General features: G+C 67.8%; 17 protein-coding genes. 7 read left to right on the top strand and 10 right to left on the bottom strand.

Annotation, left to right across the window (positions count from 1 at the left end):
• Window positions 1-9 precede the first annotated feature (9 nt).
• From HWX14_RS04100 to HWX14_RS04085, 4 genes are read right to left on the bottom strand one after another with little or no spacing between them, the layout of a single operon-like run.
• Window positions 10-885, bottom strand: coding sequence for an HlyD family secretion protein (locus HWX14_RS04100; RefSeq protein ID WP_175881641.1), 876 nt, complete (start codon window positions 883-885; stop codon window positions 10-12).
• 12 nt (window positions 886-897) lie between these two features.
• A complete protein-coding gene (locus HWX14_RS04095) occupies window positions 898-1,101 on the bottom strand; it encodes a DUF1656 domain-containing protein (RefSeq protein WP_006476212.1) in 204 nt (67 codons plus the stop codon).
• Window positions 1,098-3,302, bottom strand: a complete 2,205-nt coding sequence (locus HWX14_RS04090) for an FUSC family protein (RefSeq protein WP_175881640.1) — start codon at window positions 3,300-3,302, stop codon at window positions 1,098-1,100. Before HWX14_RS04090 ends, HWX14_RS04095 begins: the two co-directional genes overlap by 4 nt.
• A 14-nt stretch (window positions 3,303-3,316) precedes the next feature.
• Window positions 3,317-4,939, bottom strand: a complete 1,623-nt coding sequence (locus HWX14_RS04085; RefSeq protein ID WP_175881639.1) for an efflux transporter outer membrane subunit — start codon at window positions 4,937-4,939, stop codon at window positions 3,317-3,319.
• A 157-nt stretch (window positions 4,940-5,096) separates the two neighbouring features.
• On the opposite strand from HWX14_RS04085, the gene HWX14_RS04080 reads away from it, so the two are divergent.
• Window positions 5,097-6,038, top strand: coding sequence for a LysR family transcriptional regulator (locus HWX14_RS04080; RefSeq protein ID WP_175881638.1), 942 nt, complete (start codon window positions 5,097-5,099; stop codon window positions 6,036-6,038).
• Between the two features lie 117 nt (window positions 6,039-6,155).
• Window positions 6,156-6,308, top strand: coding sequence for a hypothetical protein (locus HWX14_RS04075; RefSeq protein ID WP_006476208.1), 153 nt, complete (start codon window positions 6,156-6,158; stop codon window positions 6,306-6,308).
• Between the two features lie 58 nt (window positions 6,309-6,366).
• Here the strand turns inward: HWX14_RS04075 and HWX14_RS04070 are convergent, their stop codons facing one another.
• Genes HWX14_RS04070 through wrbA form a run of 4 tightly spaced genes read right to left on the bottom strand, consistent with a single transcriptional unit; the run spans window position 6,367 to window position 9,672 of the window.
• Window positions 6,367-7,197 carry a metallophosphoesterase gene (locus tag HWX14_RS04070; protein WP_175881637.1) on the bottom strand — a complete coding sequence of 277 codons (831 nt, stop codon included), beginning with the start codon at window positions 7,195-7,197 and terminating at the stop codon, window positions 6,367-6,369.
• Window positions 7,198-7,222: 25 nt separating this feature from the next.
• Window positions 7,223-8,644, bottom strand: a complete 1,422-nt coding sequence (locus HWX14_RS04065; RefSeq protein ID WP_175881636.1) for an FAD-binding oxidoreductase — start codon at window positions 8,642-8,644, stop codon at window positions 7,223-7,225.
• 18 nt (window positions 8,645-8,662) lie between these two features.
• On the bottom strand, window positions 8,663-9,055 hold the full coding sequence (locus HWX14_RS04060) for a DUF2069 domain-containing protein (protein ID WP_175881635.1): 393 nt from the start codon (window positions 9,053-9,055) through the stop codon (window positions 8,663-8,665).
• Entirely contained in the window at window positions 9,052-9,672 is a 621-nt protein-coding gene (gene wrbA / locus HWX14_RS04055) for an NAD(P)H:quinone oxidoreductase (protein WP_175881634.1), read from the bottom strand. The genes HWX14_RS04060 and wrbA overlap by 4 nt, the downstream gene beginning before the upstream one ends.
• Before the next feature lie 145 nt (window positions 9,673-9,817).
• Between wrbA and HWX14_RS04050 the strand changes: the two genes are divergently transcribed.
• A complete protein-coding gene (locus HWX14_RS04050; RefSeq protein WP_175881633.1) occupies window positions 9,818-11,146 on the top strand; it encodes a YihY family inner membrane protein in 1,329 nt (442 codons plus the stop codon).
• Between the two features lie 15 nt (window positions 11,147-11,161).
• Here HWX14_RS04050 and HWX14_RS04045 read toward each other — a convergent pair whose 3' ends face one another.
• Complete coding sequence (locus HWX14_RS04045) at window positions 11,162-11,479, bottom strand: Mpo1-like protein (protein ID WP_124557258.1); 318 nt, start codon at window positions 11,477-11,479, stop codon at window positions 11,162-11,164.
• Between the two features lie 149 nt (window positions 11,480-11,628).
• Here HWX14_RS04045 and HWX14_RS04040 point away from each other — a divergent pair, with 149 nt between their 5' ends.
• From HWX14_RS04040 to aroC, 3 genes are all read left to right on the top strand, one after another.
• A complete protein-coding gene (locus HWX14_RS04040; RefSeq protein WP_006488504.1) occupies window positions 11,629-12,084 on the top strand; it encodes a CBS domain-containing protein in 456 nt (151 codons plus the stop codon).
• A 139-nt stretch (window positions 12,085-12,223) separates the two neighbouring features.
• On the top strand, window positions 12,224-14,158 hold the full coding sequence (locus HWX14_RS04035; RefSeq protein WP_175881632.1) for an MFS transporter: 1,935 nt from the start codon (window positions 12,224-12,226) through the stop codon (window positions 14,156-14,158).
• Window positions 14,159-14,446: 288 nt separating this feature from the next.
• The gene (gene aroC, locus HWX14_RS04030; RefSeq protein ID WP_175881631.1) at window positions 14,447-15,547 is read left to right on the top strand and encodes a chorismate synthase; all 1,101 of its coding nucleotides are present in this window, start codon (window positions 14,447-14,449) and stop codon (window positions 15,545-15,547) included.
• Window positions 15,548-15,695: 148 nt separating this feature from the next.
• Here aroC and HWX14_RS04025 read toward each other — a convergent pair whose 3' ends face one another.
• Window positions 15,696-17,369, bottom strand: a complete 1,674-nt coding sequence (locus HWX14_RS04025; RefSeq protein WP_175881630.1) for an electron transfer flavoprotein-ubiquinone oxidoreductase — start codon at window positions 17,367-17,369, stop codon at window positions 15,696-15,698.
• A gap of 179 nt (window positions 17,370-17,548) precedes the next feature.
• On the opposite strand from HWX14_RS04025, the gene HWX14_RS04020 reads away from it, so the two are divergent.
• Window positions 17,549-18,331, top strand: a complete 783-nt coding sequence (locus tag HWX14_RS04020; RefSeq protein WP_011545236.1) for an SDR family oxidoreductase — start codon at window positions 17,549-17,551, stop codon at window positions 18,329-18,331.
• Window positions 18,332-18,335: the final 4 nt, after the last annotated feature.

Here is an 18,335-nt window from a genome sequence, read left to right as displayed (position 1 = left end):
CCCCGGCGCTTACGACTTCTTCTGCTTGTCCGGATCGATGATGACCGTGCAGGTCGTGCCCGCCGACAGCACCACGTCGGCCGGCACGTCGTCGATCTTGATGCGTACCGGTACGCGTTGCGCCAGGCGCACCCAGTTGAAGGTCGGGTTCACGTCCGCGACGAGGTCGCGGCTTTGCGGATTGTCGCGATCGTAGATGCCGCGCGAGATGCTTTCCACGTGGCCCTTCATCACGCCGCCGCTCATCAGCCGCATTTCGGCCGGCGCGCCGATCTTCACGCGCGGCAGCTTGGTTTCCTCGAAGTAGCCGTAGACCCAGAACGAGTGGCTGTCGACGATCGCGAGCTTCGCCTGGCCGGCCACCGCGTAGTTGCCCTTGAACGTCTGCAGGTTCGTGATGTAGCCGTCGACCGGCGCGACGACGCGCGTGCGCTCGAGGTTGAGCTTCGCGGCGTCGAGCGCGGCGATCGCCTGCTGGTACTGCGCGTCGGCGCTCGACGCGCTGTGCACCGCGTTCTCGCGGTTTTCCTTCGACACGACGAGCGCATCGAGGTCCGCGCGGCGGGCCGCGTCGTCGCGGCGCATCTGCAGTTCCGCGCGACGGGCGGCCACGGCCGCCTGCGCCTGCTCGACCGCGATCTGGTAGTGCGACGGGTCGATCTGCATGATCAGGTCGCCTTTCTTCACGAGCTGGTTGTCATGCACGGGCAGCTCGACGATCGCGCCCGACACGTCCGGCGCGACGTTGACGATCTCGGCGCGCACGCGCCCGTCGCGCGTCCACGGATCGTCCATGTAGTGCACCCACAGCGAGCGCCCGATCAGGATCGCGACGAGAAGGATGACGGCGGTCGCGACGAAGCCGAAGAGTTTTCTGAGCATCATGATGGTTCGGAATCAACGGTAAACGGCAAGACTCAGTCCGCCGCAAATGCAGACGAGAAGGCAGGCCCGGAACAGCGACGGGTGCCAGACGAGACGGTAGAGGCCCGTATAGGCGAGCAGGCGGTCGACGGCCCAGGTCGCGATCGCGCCGAGGACAAACATCAGCACCACCGTCGGCATGTAGGCATCGAGAATGGCGATTTCACGCGGCATCATGACGAGGCTCCTGGTTGGGGACGCACGGGGCGGTTGCGATTGAGCGGCTCGAGCGGCGATTCCGGATCGAGCAGCGCGGTCCGCACGAAATGCAGGTGGCTCAGGATGCGCTGCAGCCGGTGGCGCTCGTCGCGCGACGGCTCGACCGCATCGAGCGTGTGCCGGGTCGCGTCGATCGCCGCATTGGTCGCGGCGAGCGTCGCGTCGAAACGCGCGGCGCTCGGCTTCGAGAACAGCGCCGACAGCGCGCTGCGCATCGTGTCGATCGCGCGCCGCCACGGCATCGCCGGTGCATAGCGCGGGTCGGACGGCAGCGTCGCGAGCTCGTGACGCAGGTCGATCGTCGCGTTGCCGGTTTCGAGCACCGCGAACATCCAGCGCAGCGCGTCGCGCTGCACGTCGGGCTGATCGGCCGACAGCGTGTGCGCCTGGTACATCAGGTCGCGCGCGCCGCTTTCGAAGCGCGTGCGCAGGCCCGCGAGCCGCGCGTGCCCGGCCGCGACGGCCTGGTGGCGCAGATCGGCGAACAGCCGTTTCTTGAGCCACGGCGCGGTCGGCGGGAACAGCACCGCGAACGCGATCGCCGACACCAGCATCGCCAGCACGAGCGCGAGCGAATCGTTCATGAAGCCGGTCGGATCGTAATGCGTGATGTTGTCCGGGCCGGCGAGGAAGCTGAAGAAGATCAGGTAGCCCATTCCGTAGCCGGCGAGCTTCGGCTTCAGCGTCATGAAGACGCCGATCGCAAGCAGCGGCGCGAGCGCGACGCACAGCAGCGGAAAGCCGTCGATGTGCGGATAGATGCCGAACGTCAGCAGGAAACCCGTGCAGACGGCGAGCACCGTGCCCATGCCCATCTGCGCGGACATCGCGGTCGGGCGCGGCGTCGACGACGCGAGCGCGCAGGTGGCCGCCGCCGTGAGCGTCATCGTCACGCCGCTCGGCCACGCGGTCTCGATCCAGAACCAGCCGAGCACGAGAATCACGGTCGCGGTGCGGATCGCCGCGATCACCATCGCCGTCGCATTGGTGCGCGGCTCGTAGCGCTCGATCCAGCGTTCGCGCTCGTGCATCGCGCTCGACAGCGACGCGTAGGTGGCCGCGTACTCGTGCAGGTCGGTGATGAAGCGGTACAGCAGTTCGGCGGCCGTATCGAAGTCGAGCAGCGGAAAGTCCGGCTGCGTTTCGAGCGCGGCGCGCGTCGCGCGGATGCGGCGGGGCAGCGCGTCGCGCCACGCGAGCAGTTGCGCGGCCGCGTGGCCGGCATCGGCCGACGTGCGCACCGGTTCGCCGGCGGGCGTCAGCAGCAGCGGGGCGATCTCGCGGAAGTACGGCTCGATCGCGTCGATCGCGGCCTGCGCGCCGGCCGCATGCAGCCGGTTCATCAACTGGTGCAGCGCATGGAAGCGGCTCGACGCGCTCATGAACTCGCTGTTCAGCCGCGCGAGGCGGCCGCTGCGCATCCGCGTGTCCGGGTCCTCGAACACGGCCATGCTGCGCGCGGCCTCGAACCCGACCACGTCGGCGACGAAGCGCGTATGGATGGTTTCGATATGCGCGCGGTCGAGCTTGCCCGACAGCGCCGCCGCGACGTAGTCGACGAAGCTGCCGAAGCGCTTGCGCACCGTCGTGCGCATCTGCTCGCTGGTGGTCTGCGGAAACACGAGTGCGCTGACCACGCCGGACGACACGATCCCGACCATGATTTCGGCCACGCGCGTCATCGCGCTCATGAACGCGCCGTCCGGGTGCTGCGACGCGGGCAGCCCGATCAGCGCGGTCGTGTAGCCGGCCAGCAGGAAGCCGTAGCTGCGGAAGTTGCGGTTGCGCGCGGCGCCGGCCGTGCACAGCGCGACCCACAGCGCGACCGCCAGCAGGAACAGTTGCGGCTGCTGCGGGAACAGCCCGACGAAGGTGAGCGTCGCGATCAGCCCGAAGATCGTGCCGGCGACGCGGTAGAAGCTCTTCGCGAGCACCGCGCCGCTTTGCGGCTGCATCACGATGAATACCGTCGTCATCGCCGTTTTCGGCGCGGGCAGGTCGAGCCGCATCGACACGCCGGTCGCGATGAACGCGGCGAGCAGCGCCTTGAACAGGTAGAGCCACGCGGCGCCGTCGGTGCGGGCCCAGTCGCCGAACGCGGCGGTCCAGGCCGCGAATGGACCGCCGGCGGGCGTGGAAGTGGGGGAGGAAGCTGACATGGCGACGCTCCGCGTTACCGTGCGACCGGCACGGCGGCCGGCGCAATGGCGCCGCCGGCGGTCGCGACCTGCGCGGGCCGGGCGGCGGCTGCCGCGGGCTGCGTGGCCGACGCGGCGGCGGGCGCAGCGGCGGCGTCCTTCGGCGGTTGGCCGCTCGACGAATCGCCGCCCGACGGATCGCCGCCCGGCACATCCTTGCCCGTCTCGACCCCACCCCCGAGCGCGGCCATCAACTGCGCGTGCGCAGCGAGGCGTTCCGCGTCGATGCGGGCGGCCGTTTCCTGCGCGCGCAGCAGTTGCTGTTGCGCGACCAGCACGTTCACGTAATCGGTCAGCCCGCGACGGAAGCCTTCGCGCGACAACTGATAGCTGCGATTGTTGGCCGCCACCGAGCGCGCGGCGTCCTTCTTCTGCGTATCGAGCGAGCGGATCCGCACGACCTGGTCGGCGATGTCCTTGAGCGCGCCGACGATCGTCTGGTTGTAGCGCTCGACCGCCTGGTCGTAGCCGGCATTCGCGGCGCCGAGCTGCGCCCGCAGCCGGCCGCCTTCGAAGATCGGCAGCGACAGCGCGGGGCCGGCCGTCCAGCCGCCGTTCATCGCGCGCAGGAAGTCGGTGAACGGCGCGGTCACGCCGAAGCCGCCGACCGTCGCGAGCAGGTCGATGTTCGGGTAGAACGACGCCTTCGCGACGTCGATGCCGCGCGCCTGCGCGTCGACCGTCCAGCGCGCCGCGACGACGTCGGGGCGGCGGCCGAGCAGGTCGGCCGGCATCGCCGACGGCAGGCCGGCCGGCGCATCGAGCGCCAGCTGCGGCCGCTTGATCGCGTCGCCGGCGCCCGGGCCCTTGCCGGCCAGTGCGGCGAGCTGGTGGCGCGCGAGCTGGATCGCTTCCTCATAGCTGTCGATCTGGCGCTCGTAGTCGGGCAGCGTCGATTCCGCCTGGCTCACGTCCAGCTGCGTGCCGAGGCCGGCCTGCAGCCGCTTGCGTGCGAGATCGGCAAGCGAGCGCTGCCGTTCGTACGTTTCGTGCGCGAGGTCGAGCAGCGCGTAATTCATCGACATGCCGACATACGCGCGCACGACGTTGACTTCGAGTTCGAGCTTCGCGGCCCGCGCGTCGGCGGCGCTCGCATGCGCGGTGTCGAGCGCCCGCTCGGTCGCGTTCTTGTCCTTGCCCCACAGATCGAGGTGGTACGACAGGCCGAGCGTGCCGGTATTGTTCCAGGTGTCGGTATCGGCGAGCGGCCCCGGCCCGTAGTACACGTTGTCGGGCCAGTGCTGGCGCATCAGCGACAGGTTGCCGTTGATTTGCGGCAGCTCGGCCGAACGGGCGACGCGCGCCATCGCCTGCGCTTCGCGCACGCGGGCCTCGGCCGCCGCGAGGCTCGGGTTGCCGGCCTGGGCGGCGGCGATCCACGCATCGAGCTGCGGATCGCGGTACGCGCGCCACCAGTCGGCGGCGGGCCAGCCCGCGTCGCGGTCGGCGGCGCGGATCGCCGCACCGGCGTCGAGCGCGTTCGCCTCGATGCGCGTGGACTGGGTGTGGTTGTCGCCCATGCTCGCGCAACCGGCCATTATTAATGAGACTGCAAGAACCGCCAGTGCGAGCGTCCCTTTTGTCGCCGGAGACTGCACGATTTTCTCCCTTTCGGATATAGATGAGTCGGAGGCGATTATATTTTTCGGCGATTCCTGAATAAACGGACAACGGTGCAAGTCATTTTTACGAATCCTGAGATAATATTTGTTGGACCCTGTGCAACAATCCCTCCGGATTCAAACGGGTAATCGGATGGATACGTTACAAAACATGCGGGTATTCGTCCGCGTGGTCGACGCGGGAAGCTTTACCGCGGCCGCCCAGCAGATGAATTCGACCACCGCCTACGCATCGCGCGCGGTCTCGGATCTCGAGGCCCATCTGCGCACGCGTCTCCTGAACCGCACGACGCGCCGCATCGCGCTGACCGAAGCCGGCGAGCGCTATCTGCAACGCTGCGAACAGATCCTCGCTTACGTCGACCAGGCCGAAGCCGAGGCCGGCGACGCGCATGCGCGCCCGTCCGGCAAGCTGAAGGTCCACTGCTTCACGAGCCTCGGCCAGCACTACCTGGTGCCGGCCATCGCGCGCTACCGCGAGCGCTATCCGGACGTGCACGTCGAGCTGACGCTCGCGCAGCGGATGCCCGACCTGCTCGACGAGGGATACGACGTCGCGATCGTCGTCGGCCGCGATCTGCCGGATTCGGGGCTCGTGTCGCAGCGGCTCGGCGAGAGCTACAGCGTCGTGTGCGCGTCGCCCGGCTATATCGAGTCGCACGGCGTGCCGCAGCGGCCGGCCGATCTCGCGCAGCACGTGTGCCTCGGGATGGTCGCGCCGGGCTTTCACTTCGACGAATGGGCGCTGGCGGGGCCGAACGGCAACGAGGTCGTGCCGATCACGGCGCCGCCGTTTCGCGTGAACGTCGCCGAGGCGCTCGCGGTGGCCGTGCGGGAGGGGATGGGCGTCGGCGGGCTGCCGCTCTATTCGGCGATCGGCTGGCTGCGCAGCGGGCACATCGTGCGCGTGATGCCCGAGTACCGGTCGCACGTGATGAACATCTACGCGCTGTATCCGTCGCGTCAATACCTCGACGCGAAAATCCGGACCTGGGTCGATTTCCTGCGCGAAGAGCTGCCGCTGACGCTCGAAGCGGACGAAGCGGCGCTCGAACAGTTCACGCGTGCGACATGACCGCGCGGTCGACCTCAATCTGACGAGATTTTTCCTTCACGCAACATTTTTTTACGAACGTGTGTCAGACAGTTTGATACTGTTGGAATTAACGAGATACACCACACCGGAGTAGCAATGGATACGCACCTGATGATCGGCCTTGGCGTCCTGCTGGGCGCTGCTGCCGCCGCGGCGGCGACCCGCGACCTGTTGCGTGCGATGAAGGCGAAGGCGCAGATGAAGCCCGTGCCGGTCCGCGTGCGTGAGCCGCGCCGCCCCGGCCGCTGATCCCGCCGTCACGTTTCAGGTCGGGCCGGCCGCGCGACGCGGCCGCCCGGGCCGGCGCTCAGCCGAGTTCGACGACCTTGTCCCACGCGAACGCGGGGTTTTCCCATTCGCCGGTGCGCCGGTGAAGGTAGCCACGCGGATTGCACACCACGCGCGTGCCGCCATCCGCCACGTAGTCGAATGACGTATGCGTGTGGCCGTGCAGCCACAGATCCACCGGCGGCCGCACCAGCTCCGCCATGTCCGTGACGAACCCCGCCGACGCCAGATCTTCCGCATAGCGTTCCGCCAGCGAGCGCCGGTGCGGCGCGTGATGGGTAACGACGATTGTCTTGCCCGCGAACGGCGCCGCCAGCTGCGTTTCCAGCCACGCGCGGCCTCGCCGGTGCAGCGCGATCGCATCGGCCGGCGAGAAATCCCGTTCCGGCGCGCTCGCTGCCCCATGCAATGCCGCATCGTGGGGCCAGGTCACCTGGATCAATCCCTTGAAATCGAGCATCACGCGCAGGCCGGCGTCGGTCGCGCGTGCGACGCTGGCTTCGTCCCGGCCGAACAGCGAAAAATCGGCCCAGAGCGTCGTCCCCAGCACGCGGAAGCGTTGCGCGGGATCGACGTAGACGCCGTTGTTCAGGTAATGCACGTTGTCGAGCGCATGTGCGGCATCGCACATCGCCGTCTCCAGCGCGCCGAATTCCCCGTCGTAATACTCGTGGTTGCCCGGCACGTAGATCACCGGTACCGCCGGGTCGAACGTCTCGGCGGCCCAGCGCAGGCCTTCCGCGTGATTGTGGATGTCGCCGGCCAGCACGACGAGATCCGCGTCGGCATGCGGGATCGCATCGGGCAGGTTGTTTTCGAGATGCAGGTCGGACAGGACGCGGACTTTCACGGGCTTGGCTCCGGAGTAGGCGGCTTCAGCGCAGGACCTTGCCGGGATTCATCAGGCCGCGCGGGTCGAGCGCGGTCTTCAGCGTGCGCATCAGCGTCGTTTCGACCGGCGACTTGTAGCGCTGCGCGTCGTCGATCTTCAACTGGCCGATGCCGTGCTCCGCGCTGATCGTGCCGTGGTGGCGGTGCACGTTGTCGTAGACGATCCGGTTGATCGGCTTCTGGAACGCCGCGAGGAACGCCTTCGGATCGCCGCCTTCGGGCGTCTGCACGTTGTAGTGCAGGTTGCCGTCGCCGAGGTGGCCGAACGTGACCATCCGAGCACCCGGCGCGGCCTGCTGGATCGCCGCGTCGGTCTCGTCGATGAAGCGTGCGACCGACGAGATCGGCACCGCGATGTCGTGCTTGATGTTGAGCCCTTCGTCGGCCTGCGCGAGCGGGATGTGTTCGCGCAGGTCCCAGAACGCACGCGATTGCGCGAGGTTCTCCGCCACCACCGCGTCGACCACGAGCCCGGCCTCGAACGCTTCTTCCATCAGCTTCTCGAACAGCGCGCGCGCATGCGCTTCGCTTTCGTTGTCGGACAGCTCCAGCAGCACCGTTTGCGCATGGGTTTGCGCGAACGGGTAGCGCAGTTGCGGATAGTGCTTGCCGACCAGCTGCATGCAGAAATCCGACATCAGCTCGAAGCCCGTCAACAGCGGCCCGGCCGCGCGCTGCGCGAGCGCGAGGAAATCGAGCGCCGCGTGCGGCGATTCGAGCGCGGCCAGCGCCGTGACCTGCGCGGCCGGCAGCGGATGCAGCTTCATCACGGCCGCCGTGATGATCCCGAGCGTGCCTTCGGCGCCGATGAACAGGTCGCGCAGGTCGTAGCCCGTGTTGTCCTTGCGCAGCCCACGCAGCCCGTCCCAGATCTCGCCTTGCGGCGTCACGACCTCGAGCCCGAGGCACAGCTCGCGCGCGTTGCCGTAGCGCAGCACCGCGGTGCCGCCCGCATTGGTCGACAGGTTGCCGCCGATCGTGCAGCTGCCTTCCGCCGCGAGGCTCAGCGCGAACAGCCGGCCGCCTTCGCGGGCGCGCGCCTGCACGTCGGCGAGGATCACGCCGGCTTCGACGGTGATCGTGTTGTTGTGCGGATCGAGCGCCCGCACGCGGTTCAGGCGCGCGACGCTCAGCACGACCTGGCTGCCGCTCGCGTCGGGCGTCGCGCCGCCGGCGAGGCCCGTGTTGCCGCCCTGCGGCACGAGCGCGACGCCGTGCGCGTTGGCGAGCTTCACGAGCGCGGCGACTTCGGCCGTGTTCGCGGGCCTCAGCACCGCACACGCCGCGCCCTTGTAGCGGCGGCGCCAGTCGGTCAGGAACGGTTCGGTATCGTGCGGATCGGTCAGCACGTGATCGGCGCCGATCGCGTCGCGGCACGCGGAAACGAAAGCTTCGGAGGACATCATCACCTTGTCGCGTAAGGGTCAGGACGCGGCGCGCGGTTTTTTCGCCGCGCGCTTGAACGGCGCGACGTAAGCGAGCGCCGCCACGAAGAAGCCGACGGCAAGCGCGGTCTCGCACCAGCCGAGCGTCGCGGACAGTCCGCGATCGGACATGCCGCGCACGATGCCTTCGGCAAGATAGACGAGGATCAGCATGCTCGCCCACTGCATCGTATAGATGTTACGCCGCCAGACGCCGGGCAGCGCGAGCGCGAGCGGCACGGCCTTGAGCATCAGCGCGGAGCCGCCGGGGCGCAGCGGTGCGAGCCACAGCTCCCAGGCGAGCGACAGCGCGATCAGCGCGACGAGACACGCGGCGGCGGCCAGCGCATAGCGCGGCCGGGCCGCGACGGCGGGGCGGGCGGGGGCGCTCATGCCGCCTCGGCGGCCTGGGCGCTGGCGAGGGCCGCAGCGGCGCGCGCGAGCCGTACGCCGAGCGCGGCCGCGAGCGCCTTCTCGTCCGCCGACAGCCCGCCGGGCGCCGAGCGGTCGTGCTGCGAGACGTGCGACGCGCCATACGGCGTGCCGCCGGTACGCGTCGTGCTCAACGCGGATTCGGTGTACGGAATCCCGACGATCATCATCCCGTGATGCAGCAGCGGCAGCATCATCGACAGCAGCGTCGACTCCTGGCCGCCGTGCAGGCTGCCCGTCGACGTGAACACGCTCGCGGGCTTGCCGGTCAGTGCGCCCGACAGCCATTGCGGCGTCGTGCCGTCGAGGAAATACTTGAGCGACGCGGCCATGTTGCCGAAGCGGGTGGGCGAGCCGAGCGCGAGGCCCGCGCACTCCTCGAGGTCGCGCAGTTCCGCGTACGGCGGGCCGTCGGCCGGGATGTCGGGGGCGGTGGCTTCGCAGACGGCCGACACGGGCGGCACGGTGCGGATGCGGGCCTGCATGCCCGGCACGCTGTCGATGCCGTTCGCGATCGCGAGCGCGAGATCGCGCGTGGCGCCGTGACGGCTGTAATAGAGGACGAGGATGTCTTTCATGGGCGACGGAGCCGCGTGCGGCCGCGCGCGTGCCCGGTGCAGTCGGCCCCTGCTGGAATCGAGCGGCTATTATAGGGGCTGAAGCCGTCGCGCAGCGCGGCGGCGGCGCGCCGTGACGCGCGCAGCCTCGAGAAGGAGAAGCCGTTTGCCGAAGTTGAGCGTGGATCTCGTCACCATCAAGCGCCTCGCGCAGTTCGCGGCCCGGCGCAGCGCCGAGGATCGCATCCCGCAAGTGGCGGGCAGTCTGACCTTCACGACGATGCTGGCGCTCGTGCCGCTGCTGACGGTCGCGTTCGCGCTGTTCACCGCGTTCCCGATGTTCGCGTCGTTCCAGATCTCGCTGCAGGGGTTCCTCGCGGATCACCTGATGCCCGCGCAGTTCAACATCCAGATCTTCAAGTACCTGAACCAGTTCGCGTCGAAGGCCAAGGGGCTGACGACGGCCGGCCTGATCGTGCTCGTCGTCACGTCGGTGATGACCATGATGACGATCGAATCGGCGTTCAACCTGATCTGGCGCGTGCGCAAGCCGCGGCCGTTCGCGCAGCGCGTGCTCGCGTACTGGGCGCTGATCACGCTCGGGCCGTTGCTGTTCGGCGTGAGCCTGTCGATCTCGTCGTACCTGTTCACGCAATCGCTCGCGTTCACCGGCGCGGGGCCGGCGACGTCGATGGTCGAGTGGCTGCTCGCGCTTGCATCACTGCCGTTGACGGTGCTCGCGTTCACGCTGCTGTACGTGTATCTGCCGAACTGCGCGGTCGCGTGGCGCGACGCGGTGATCGGCGGGCTGTTCGCGGCCATCGCGTTCGAACTCGCGAAGCGCGGCTTCGGCTACTACGTGCGGCGCATTCCGACCTATACGGCCGTCTATGGCGCCTTCGCGGCGCTGCCGGTGTTCCTGCTGTGGGTGTACCTGAGCTGGTTCATCGCGCTGCTCGGCGCGATGGTGGCGTCGGCGCTGCCGGCGATTCGCGTCGGCCAGTTCCACCGGATCCACTATCCGGGCAGCGACCTGCTCGACGCGCTCGAACTGCTCGCGCGGCTGGCCGAAGCCCGCGCGGCCGGCAAGCGCGGCTACACGGCGCTGCGGCTGGCGACGATGCTGCGCTGCGACATGGAAACCGCGCAGCGGTTGCTGACGACGATGGAGGAGCGGGAATGGGTCGCGCGGCTCGAGGGCGGCGACGAGATCACGCCGCGCTATATCCTGCTCGCGAACCCGGAGCAGTTGACGCTCGCGCAACTGTTCGACGTGCTGGTGATCGACCGTACCGAGCTGACCTATCAGCTCGAACGGCGCCGCAGCCACGTCGAAGGCGCGGCGCTGCTCGCGGTGCTGTCGAGCGACCGGTTCGACGTGACGCTCGCGTCGCTGATCGCCGAGCACCGGCTCGGGGGCGCGCAGTCGGCAGGTGACGCCGGACAGGCGCCGGGCGTGGCCGATCCGCACGCGCGGCCGCCGCGGCCTGCCTGAAGGCGGGGCCGGCGGCTACAGCGGGATCTTGCCGGTGCAGATGTCCTTGAACATCACCCAGTCGCCCATCAGGCTGTAGATCGGGTGCCGGAACGTGGCCGGACGATTCTTCTCGAAGAAGAAGTGGCCGACCCACGCGAACCCGTAACCGCAGACGATCGCCGCCGGCAGCCACAGCCAGTGGCCGGTCGCGACCGCCATCGCCACGCAGCCGATCACGCCGAGCGAGCCGATGAAGTGCAGCCGCCGCGACGTGAGGTTCTGGTGCTCGTTCAGGTAATACGGGTAGAAGTCAGCGAAGCTGGCGAATTGCTCCGTATGCGTATGCGCCATGGCCGTCTCCTCGGGCCGCTGTTCATGGGGCCATTGTGCGGCCGGCGGCCCGCGTCCGCAAGCGGGGCTGCGCCGGCCCGTGCTTTCCTTTTGACAGGCTTTCCGATAGGATCGAAAGAGATTTTGCATTCAAGCATGAGGGGACTACGATGCGCGTCAGCGATATTCTGAAAGTGAAGGGCAACACGCTGTTTACGGTGACGCCCGATAAGCCGCTGCGCGAAGCGGTCGATACGATGGCCGAGCATGACATCGGTTCGCTCGTCGTGATGGAGTATGGCGATCTCGTCGGGATGCTGACGTTTCGCGAGATCATCCTGCGCCTGCACGTGAACGGCGGCGCGATCGGCGACGTGCAGGTGCGCAAGGTGATGGACGAGCCGCTCACGTGCACGCCGGAAACGGACGTCAACGAAGTGCGCCGGATGATGCTCGAGCGTCACGCACGCTACATGCCGGTGCTCGACAAGAAGGTGCTGATGGGCGTCATTTCGTTCTACGACGTCGCGAAGACGGTCGTCGAGGCGCAGAGCTTCGAGAACCGGATGCTGAAGGCGTACATCCGCGACTGGCCGGAATCGGAAGCCGAAGCGCACAAGCCGTGAATCGCGCCGCGCCCGGCACGTCGATGCATGGGCGCCGCCATCCGGCACGCGGCGGCGCAGGCTTGTCCTGCGCCGCCGTTTTTTCAACGACAACACGAGGCCCGCGCAGCATCGCCCAGACGATGCGCGCGTATTCCGAATGAGCGATCACACGCAAGTCTCCTCCGGCTCGCGCGGCGAACGCCGCGAGCACGCATCCCAGTTCGACCTGCTGCGCCAGCGTCGTTTCGCGCCGTTCTTCACGACCCAGTTCCTCGGCGCGCTGAACGACAACGTCTTCAAGATCGGCTTCACGTCGCTCGTCACGTATCACACCGCACGCTTCTCCGGCGTCGATGCGAAGACGGCCGCGTTCCTGATTTCCGCGATCTTCATCTTGCCGTTCGTGCTGTTCTCGGCCACCTCCGGCCAGATCGCCGACAAATACGACAAGGCGACCCTCACGCGCTTCGTGAAAACGTTCGAGATCGCGCTGATGCTGGTCGGCGCGGCCGGCTTCGTCACGCACAGCGCGACGCTGCTGTATCTGTGCACGTTCATGATGGGGATGCACTCGACGCTGTTCGGGCCCGTCAAGTATTCGTACCTGCCGCAGCATCTCGGCGAACATGAGCTGGTCGGCGGCAACGGTCTCGTCGAGATGGGCACGTTCATCGCGATCCTGATCGGCACGATCATCGGCGGCGCGGCCGCCGGCATCGAAGGCAGCGGCGAGCGCGTGCTCGCGGTGAGCGTCGTCGTGATCGCGCTGGCCGGGCGGCTCGTCGCGCAGCGCGTGCCGCCGACGCCCGCGCCGCAGCCCGATCTCGTGATCAACTGGAACCCGGTCAGCGAGACCTGGCGCAACCTCGGGCTCGCGCGGCAGAACCGCACGGTGTTCCTGAGCCTGCTCGGCATCTCGTGGCTGTGGTTCGTCGGCGCGACGTTCCTCACGTCGTTCTTCAATTTCGCGAAGGACGTGCTGTCCGCGAGCCCCGACGTCGTCACGGTCCTGCTCGCGACGTTCTCGGTCGGCATCGGCCTCGGTTCGCTGCTGTGCGAGCGGCTGTCGCAGCGGCGTGTCGAGATCGGCCTCGTGCCGCTCGGCTCGATCGGTATCAGCGTGTTCGCGATCGAGCTGTATTTCGCGAGCCACGCGCTGCCGTCGCCCGGCCATCTGCTGTCGGTCGGCGAGTTCCTCGCCGGTGCGCGCCACTGGCGCATCCTGGCCGACCTGTTCCTGCTCGCGATGTTCGGCGGCTTCTACAGCGTGCCGCTGTATGCGCTGATCCAGAGCCGCAGCGCGCCGACGCACCGCGCACGGATCATCGCCGCGAACAACATCCTGAACGCGCTGTTCATGATCCTGTCGGCCGTGATGGCGATGGGCTTGACCAAGGCGGGCGTCGACATCCCGGGGCTGTTTCTCGTCACCGCGCTGCTGAACGTGGTCGTCGCGACGTATATCTACCTGCTCGTGCCCGAGTTCCTGTTGCGCTTCGTCGCGTGGGTGCTCGTGCATACGTTCTACCGGATCCGCCTCGTGCACGCGGAGCGGATTCCGGCGGACGGCGCGGCGGTGCTCGTGTGCAATCACGTCAGCTACGTCGATGCGCTCGTGCTGGCCGCCGCGAGCCCGCGTCCGATCCGCTTCGTGATGGATCACCGGATCTTCAAGACGCGTTTCGCGAGCTGGGTATTCCGGCATGCGAAGGCGATTCCGATCGCGCCGCGCCACGAGGATCCCGCGATGCTCGCGCGTGCGTACGACCTGTGCGAGGCCGCGCTGAAGGACGGCGAACTCGTGTGCATTTTCCCCGAAGGCAAGCTGACGAAGACGGGCGACATCAACACGTTCCACCACGGCATCACCGAGATCCTGAGCCGCACGCCGGCGCCGGTGATTCCGATGGCGCTGCGCGGGCTGTGGGGCAGCTATTTTTCGCGGCATTCCGATGCGCGGATGCCGCGTCCCATCAAGCGCGGCGTGATGAGCCGGCTGACGCTGGCGGTCGGCGAGCCGATCCCGGCGTCGGTGGCGACGCCCGAGGCGCTGCAGGCGGCGGTGACCGAGCTGCGCGGCGCGCGGAAGTAGGCGGTCGCCGGTCCGGCGCGGGATGATCGATCCGCGCACCGGGCCGGGATGGCGGCCCCGGTTCGGCGGTCCCGAGCGCAGCGCCGACGGCCTGCGATCGCCGTACCGGCCTCGCCTCTGCCCTTATCCGCGGCCGGCCCGTGTGGTCTGAACGGTTCACGCGGCCCGCGGGCCCGGGACGGCTGGCATAATAGCGGTTTACCTCTTTTTCTCGACCGGCAAACGATCGGCCTGCCTGCGGCCCCGGCAGCGCATCGGTTTGCCCATTTCTCTTTGGGCGGTTCCATCATGTCCGGCAATACCCTCGGCACGCTTTTCACTGTCACGACCTTCGGCGAATCGCACGGTCCCGCGATCGGCTGCGTGATCGACGGCTGCCCGCCGGGGATGGGGCTGACCGAAGCCGACATCCAGATCGAGCTCGATCGCCGCAAGCCCGGCACGTCGCGGCATGTGACGCAGCGGCAGGAGGCCGACGAGGTCGAGATCCTGTCGGGCGTGTTCGAAGGCGTGACGACCGGCACGCCGATCGCGCTGCTGATCCGCAACACCGACCAGCGCAGCAAGGACTACGGCAACATCGTCGAGACGTTCCGTCCCGGCCACGCCGACTACACCTACTGGCAGAAATACGGCATCCGCGACTACCGCGGCGGCGGCCGCTCGTCCGCACGCCTGACCGCGCCGATCGTCGGCGCGGGCGCGGTCGCGAAGAAGTGGCTGCGCGAGCGCTTCGGGGTCGAGGTGCGCGGCTATATGAGCGGTCTCGGCGAAATCGACGTGCCGTTCGTCGACTGGTCGTACGTGCACGAGAACCCGTTCTTCTCGCCGAACGCGGCGGTCGTGCCGGAGCTCGAGGCGTACATGGACGCGCTGCGCAAGGACGGCGATTCGATCGGCGCGCGCATCGACGTCGTCGCGTCGGGCGTGCCGGTCGGCTGGGGCGAACCGGTGTTCGACCGGCTCGACGCCGATATCGCGAAGGCGATGATGAGCATTAACGCGGTGAAGGGCGTCGAGATCGGCGCGGGCTTCGACAGCGTCGCGCAGCGCGGCTCGGTGCACGGCGACGAACTGACGCCGGCCGGCTTCATCGGCAACCACGCGGGCGGCGTGCTCGGCGGGATTTCGACGGGGCAGGACATCACCGTGTCGATCGCGATCAAGCCGACGTCGAGCATCCGCACGCCGCGCCGCTCGATCACGAAGTCCGGCGACGAGGCGACGGTCGAAACCTTCGGCCGCCACGATCCGTGCGTCGGCATTCGCGCGACGCCGATCGCCGAATCGATGCTCGCGCTGGTGCTGATCGACCATGCGCTGCGCCATCGCGCGCAGTGCGGCGACGTCGAGACGGCCACGCCGAAGATCGCCGGCAGCGCGACCTGATCGAAGCGGCCGTGGCGCAGCGTGTCGCCTTGGCCGTCGAACGATGAATGCAAGCGGGGCGCTGCGTGATGCAGCGCCCCGTTTCGTTTATGGCGGTTCGCAGTGACCGACGCAAAACGCGCCGCTCGTGGCGGCGCGTTCCGGCAGCTTACATGTTCGGGTAATTCGGCCCGCCGCCGCCTTCGGGCGTGACCCACACGATGTTCTGCGTCGGGTCCTTGATGTCGCAGGTCTTGCAGTGCACGCAGTTCTGCGCGTTGATCACCAGGCGCTCGCCGCCGTCGTCGTTCTTCACGAACTCGTACACGGCCGCCGGGCAGAAGCGCGCCTCCGGGCCTGCGTACGTACGCAGGTTCACGTTCACCGGCACGCTCGCGTCCTTCAACGTCAGGTGCGCCGGCTGGTTTTCCTCGTGGTTCGTGTTCGAGATGAACACCGACGACAGCCGGTCGAACGTCAGCTTGCCGTCCGGCTTCGGATACTCGATCGGCTCGCACTGCGACGCCGGCTTCAGCATCTCGTGATCCGCGTGCTGATGATGCAGCGTCCACGGCACGTTGCCGCCCATCACCTTCTGCTCGATCCCCACCATCAGCGTGCCCAGGTACAGGCCCTTGGCCATCCACTGCTTGAAGTTGCGCGCGCGGTACAGCTCCGTGTACAGCCACGATTGCTTGAACGCGTCCGGATAGGCGTTCAGTTCGTCCGACTGACGGCCGGCCTGCACCGCGTCGAATGCGGCGTCGGCCGCCAGCATGCCGGTCTTGATCGCCGCGTGGCTGCCCTTGATCCGCGATGCGTTCAGGAAGCCCGCGTCGTCGCCGATCAGCGCGCCGCCCGGGAACACCGTCTTCGGCAGCGACAGCAGGCCGCCGGCCGTGATCGCCCGCGCGCCGTACGACACGCGCTTGCCGCCTTCGAGGAACGCGCGGATCGACGGATGCGTCTTGTAGCGCTGGAATTCCTCGAACGGCGACAGGTACGGGTTCGTGTAGCCGAGGCCGACCACGAAGCCGACCACGACCTGGTTGTTGTCCATGTGATACAGGAACGAGCCGCCGTACGTGTCCGACTTCAGCGGCCAGCCGGCCGTATGGATCACGAGGCCCGGCTTGTGCTTCGCGGGATCGATTTCCCACAGTTCCTTGATGCCGATCCCGTACGCCTGCGGATCGGCGTTCGCGTCGAGCTTGAACTTCGAAATCAGTTGACGGCCCAGATGGCCGCGGCAGCCTTCGGCGAACAGCGTGTACTTTGCGTGCAGCTCCATGCCGAGCTGGAAGTTCTCGGTCGGCTCGCCGTCCTTGCCCACGCCCATGTTGCCGGTCGCGACGCCTTTGACCGAACCGTCGTCGTTGTAGAGGATCTCCGCGGCCGGGAAGCCCGGGAAGATCTCCACACCGAGCGCCTCGGCCTGCTGGCCGAGCCAGCGCGTGACGTTGCCCAGCGAGATCACGTAGTTGCCGTGATTCTTGAAGTTCTCCGGCAGCGCCCAGTTCGGCGTGGTCACCGCGCTCTTCTCGGACAGGAACAGGAAGCGGTCTTCGCTCACCTCGACATCGAGCGGCGCACCGCGTTCCTTCCAGTCGGGAAACAGCTCGGTGATCGCGCGCGGGTCCATCACCGCGCCCGACAGGATGTGCGCGCCGATCTCGGAACCCTTCTCCAGCACGCACACGCCGATCTCGGTGCCTTTCTCGGCGGCCAGCTGCTTGAGCCGGATCGCGGCAGACAGCCCGGCCGGGCCGCCGCCGACGATCACGACGTCGTATTCCATCGATTCGCGCGGGCCGTATTGCTCGATGAGGCTTGCGGGGGTCATTGGCGTTCCTCTAACCGTTAGAATGCTTTTATTCGGGAGCGTATTGTCTGCGAAACGAAACGCTTGCCGCAACAACATGCGGGTAGATTAGCACGATCGTTCTATTTTTTGTGCTAGGGTAATGCCGCCCGGGCTGTGCCGTTCGGGCTGGCGCAACGATATCGAAAGGGGATGTGCAAATGGGTCGATCGATCAATCTGGAAGGCAAGGTTGCGCTGGTGACGGGCGCGTCGAGCGGCCTCGGGCAGCGTTTTGCGCAGGTGCTGTCGCAGGCGGGCGCGAAGGTCGTGCTCGCGAGCCGCCGCGTCGAGCGCCTGAAGGAGCTGCGCGCGGAGATCGAGGCGGCGGGCGGCGCCGCGCACGTCGTGTCGCTGGACGTGACCGACGTCCAGAGCATCAAGGCGGCCGTCGCGCATGCGGAGACGGAAGCCGGCACGATCGACATCCTCGTGAACAATTCGGGCGTGTCGACGATGCAGAAGCTGGTCGACGTCACGCCGGCGGATTTCGAATTCGTGTTCGACACCAACACGCGCGGCGCATTTTTCGTCGCGCAGGAAGTCGCGAAGCGGATGATCATGCGCGCGAACGGCGGCGGCAACGGCAAGCCGCCGTGCCGGATCATCAACATCGCGTCGGTGGCCGGGCTGCGCGTGTTCCCGCAGATCGGGCTGTACGCGATGAGCAAGGCCGCGGTCGTGCAGATGACGCGCGCGATGGCGCTGGAGTGGGGCCGCCACGGGATCAACGTGAACGCGATCTGCCCGGGCTACATCGACACCGAAATCAATCATTACCTGTGGGAAACCGAGCAGGGCCAGAAGCTGCAGTCGATGCTGCCGCGCCGGCGCGTCGGCAAGCCGCAGGATCTCGACGGGTTGTTGTTGCTGCTCGCGGCCGACGAGTCGCAGTTCATCAATGGCTCGATCATCTCCGCCGACGACGGCTTCGGCCTCGCGTGAGCGG

This window comes from Burkholderia sp. BCC0044 (assembly GCF_902832955.1).
GTDB lineage: Bacteria > Pseudomonadota > Gammaproteobacteria > Burkholderiales > Burkholderiaceae > Burkholderia.
The sequence above is the reverse complement of the archived record's forward strand: the minus strand, read 5'-3'. Positions and strand labels throughout refer to the sequence as shown.